This is a genomic window from Nocardia abscessus (assembly GCF_015477775.1).
GTDB classification, from domain to species: domain Bacteria; phylum Actinomycetota; class Actinomycetes; order Mycobacteriales; family Mycobacteriaceae; genus Nocardia; species Nocardia abscessus_A.
The window spans coordinates 1-275 of the sequence record NZ_JADLQO010000080.1; the positions used below are offsets into that span (position 1 = coordinate 1).

General features: G+C 72.0%; 1 pseudogene. It reads right to left on the reverse strand.

What is annotated here, in order from left to right:
• Positions 1-275, reverse strand: a pseudogene (locus tag IU450_RS39360) (hypothetical protein); the annotation flags it as partial.

Below are 275 nucleotides of genomic sequence, written 5' to 3' on the forward strand. Positions count from 1 at the left end.
CTTGGCGAGGGTGTCGGTGCCGAGGATGGACTCGATCTCGAGCAGCAGCGCCGCGCATTCGGACTTTTCCAGCACCCCGGCGTCGACCCGGCCCAGCACGAGGGCGGCGTTGTGGGCGGTGGCGTAGGTGGTGGGCGGTATCTGGGCGGCGGCGGTCTCGCCGCCGTTGTCGCCGATCACGATCTCGGTGGCGCTGGCGCGCAACCAATGCCGGTCGTCGGGGCGGCGGCGGAGCTGGGCGGCCTCGATGCGGGACTCCTCGAGCAACTTCGCCG